This window comes from Streptomyces sp. NPDC029014, assembly GCF_055564695.1.
This window is the reverse complement of sequence record NZ_JBVHVT010000193.1, coordinates 1-2,970: the sequence shown is the minus strand read 5'-3', so window position 1 is coordinate 2,970 and position 2,970 is coordinate 1. Positions and strand designations below refer to the sequence as shown.

1 protein-coding gene is annotated in these 2,970 nt (G+C 75.2%); it reads right to left on the bottom strand.

Going from position 1 to position 2,970, the window contains the following annotated elements:
- On the bottom strand, positions 1-2,970 hold a 2,970-nt coding region (locus tag ACZ4VL_RS40305; RefSeq protein ID WP_468210931.1), incomplete at both ends, for an amino acid adenylation domain-containing protein.

The following is a 2,970-nucleotide window of genomic DNA, read 5'->3' as shown; positions in this document are numbered from 1 at the left end:
CCGTCCCCGTCCGTACCGGTGACCGCCAGCGTGAAGGGCTCCCCGGACACCGGCAGCACCCGCTGGCACGGCACGCCGTCGACCTCCCCGAACACGGTCCGCAAGGCCTCGTGCCGGGCCACGACGTCCGCCAACGCCGCCTCCAACGCCCCGCGGTCGAGATCACCGCCCAACCGCAACGCCAGCGGAATGTTGAACGTGGCGGTCGGCCCCTCTTCGCGGAAGAAGGACCACAGCCACTGCTGTCCGTAGGAGAGCGGCATCGGGTCGGGGCGCGGGCCCGGCACGGGGGCGGAGCGGACCCGCTGTGAGGCGCTGTCCAGCCGGGTGGCCAGTGCGGCGACCGTGGGGCTCTCGAAGAGCGTGCGCACGGTCAGTTCCGTGCCGAGGGTGGTGCGGATGCGGCTGGTGAGCCGGGTCGCGAGCAGGGAGTGGCCGCCCAGGGCGAAGAAATCGTCGTCGGCGGCCACCACCGGCACGCCCAGCACCTCGGCGAACAGCCCCGCGAGAACCTGCTCCTCAGGCGTACGCGGTGCCCGACCACCCCCCGCCACACCCTCCGCGTCCGGCGCGGGCAGCGCGGCCCGGTCCACCTTCCCGTTCGGCGTCAGCGGCAACGCCTCCAGCACCACCACGGCCGAGGGCACCATGTGGGCCGGCAGGTACCGCCGGAGGCGCTCCCGCACGGCAGCCGTGTCACACGCCCCCGCACCCGCCCCCGCCCCCGCCCCCGCCCCCGCCCCCGCGGGCACCACGTAGCCGATCAGGCGCACGTCGCCGGAGCGCCCCTCCCCCGCGGCGACAGCCGCGTGGGCCACCCCCGGGCATGCGGCCAGGGCCGCCTCGACCTCCCCGAGCTCGACGCGGAAGCCCCGCACCTTGACCTGGCCGTCCGCCCTTCCCACGAATTCCAGCTGCCCGTCGGCGCGCCACCGGGCGAGGTCCCCCGTCCGGTACATCCGGGACCCCGACGGACCGAAGGGGTCCGCCACGAACCGGCCCGCGGTCAGCCCCGGCCGCCGCAGGTACCCCCGCGCCAGACCCACCCCCGCCACGTACAGCTCACCGACCACCCCGGGCGGCACCGGCCGCAACACCGCATCCAGTACGTACGCCCGCGCTCCCGCGACCGGCCGCCCGAGGACCGGCTCCGCGCTGACGTCGAGCCGTGTGCGCACCGCGTCCACGGTGCACTCGGTGGGCCCGTACATGTTGTGGGCGGCCAGGCTCTCCACGGCCCGCAGCTCCTCCCACAGCCGGGCCGGCAGGGCCTCGCCGCCGAGCACGGCCACGCCCGGCCGCCACCGCTCGTCGGTGAACAGGCCACGGTCGACCAGGACGCGCATGTAGGAGGGGGTGACGTCGACGGAGTCGATCCGGTGCTGCACCAGCCACGCCGCGAACCGGGCCGCGTCCACCCAGGTGGCGGCGTCGGGCACGTGCAGCTCGTGGCCGTCCATGAGGGCCGCCAACTGGCCCCAGGAGGCGTCGAAGGACACCGAGGCGGTCAGCGCCACGCGCAGCCGGCGCCCGCCGGCCCGCTCCACCGCCGGGGCGAAGACCTCGTCCCGGTACTGGAGGGCCAGGGCTGCCACGCTCGCGTGCCGGGAGACGACCCCCTTGGGCTCTCCGGTCGAACCCGACGTGTAGATCACGTACGCCGGATGGTCCGGCAGCAGCACCGTGACCGGGTCGGAGGCCGAGAACGCCCGGATCTTCGCGGTGGTCTCCGGGGCGTCGAGCAGCAGCCCGGGCAGGGCGGACCCGAAGTCGGCGGCGACGGCCGCGGCGGTGTCCGTCAGCAGCAGTACGGGACGGGCGTCCCCGACCATGGCGGCGAGGCGCACCGCCGGGTACTCCGGGTCCAGCGGAAGGTAGGCGGCGCCGGCCTTGAGCACGGCGAGGACGGCCACGACCAGGTTGGCCGAGCGCGGCAGGGCCAGGGCGACGACGTCCTCGGGCCCGACACCGCGGTCGATGAGGGCGCGCGCGAGCCGGTTGGCCGTTGCGTTCAGTTCGGCGTACGTGAGGGTGGCGTCGGCGGCGGCCACCGCCACGGCGTCCGGGGCGGCCAGCACCCGGTCCGCGAAGAGTTCCGGGAGGGTGCGCGCGGGCTGCTGCGCCGGCGTGGACGGGCCGGTGCCGGCGAGGAGGTGCCGGCGCTCGTCGTCCGACAGCACGTCGATGCGGCCGATGGGCCGGTCCGGGTCCTGCACCGCTGCCGTGAGCAGGCGTACCCAGCGGTCGGCCATGGTGCCGATCGTGGGCGCGTCGAACATGTCGCCGGCGTAGCCGAACGTTCCCGTCAGCCCGAGGCACTCGCCGCTGTCCGAGCGCCGTTCGGACAGCGCGATGTCCAGGTCGAACTTGGCCGATCCGGTCGGCACGGCCGTGGTGGAGACGGTCAGGCAGCCGGGCAGCGTGGGGGCGCCGGCGTCAGCGGTGTCGACGGAGAGCATGACCTGGAACAGCGGATGCCGGGCCGGCGAGCGCACCGGGTTGAGGGCTTCCACCAGGTGCTCGAAGGGCAGGTCCTGGTGGGCGTAGGCGCCGAGGGCGGTCTCGCGGACCTGTTCCAGGAGCTCGACGAAGGCGGGGTCGCCGGAGGTGTCCGTCCGCAGCACCAGGCTGTTGACGAAGAAGCCCACGAGGTCGTCGAGGGCCTGGTCGGTGCGTCCGGCGACCGGGATGCCGACGGGGATGTCGGTGCCGGCGCCCAGCTTGGTGAGCAGGGCGGCGAGGGCGGCGTTCAGCACCATGAGGACGCTGGTCCCGGTGGTGCGGGCCAGTTCGGCCAGCCGCGCGTGGAGCTCCCGGTCCAGCTCGAAGCCGATGGAGGCGCCGCGGTGCGAGGCGAGGGCGGGCCGGGGCCGGTCGTAGGGGAGCCGGAGTTCCTCGGGGGCGCCGGTGAGGCTCTTGGTCCAGTACGCGAGTTGGCGGGCGGCGAGGCTGTCGGGGTCGGCGGGGTCG